Source organism: Anaerotignum lactatifermentans (genome assembly GCF_016902535.1).
GTDB classification, from domain to species: Bacteria; Bacillota; Clostridia; order Lachnospirales; family Anaerotignaceae; genus Anaerotignum; species Anaerotignum lactatifermentans_A.
The window spans coordinates 1-334 of sequence record NZ_JACSNY010000055.1 but is presented as its reverse complement, the minus strand read 5'-3'; the positions used below and the strand labels follow the sequence as shown (position 1 = coordinate 334).

At 44.3% G+C, this 334-nt stretch carries 1 protein-coding gene; it reads right to left on the bottom strand.

All coding sequences use genetic code 11. The features are described 5' to 3' along the window. On the bottom strand, nt 1–211 hold a 211-nt coding region (locus H9X84_RS12830), incomplete at its 3' end, for a hypothetical protein (RefSeq protein ID WP_330612374.1). Between the last annotated feature and the right edge of the window lie 123 nt (nt 212–334).

Below are 334 nucleotides of genomic sequence, written 5' to 3'. Positions count from 1 at the left end.
CATACAGTTCCTCCGCCCGTCGGTTCAAATGGAGGTTCGAGGGCAAGGCTTTCGTTCCCTCCTTCATAACCTCCGCCAGCAGCGCCAGCTTTGTGGCGTTTTCTCTGCTTAGCGGCAGGCGAAAGACGCAAAGCCAAGTATTTGTTTTCATTTTTTCTCCATCCAGATAAAACATCCGGCATTGTTCCGCCGTTATGTTTCGTTCTTCCATCCCACATTCACCTCTTTTTTCGTTTGCTTCTATTCTTTCCCAAAGCAGCGAAAAAAATCCGGGCGAAAAAAAAGACGAAAGAAACCTTAGAAGTATCTTTCGTCTTTTTATCATATATTTTTA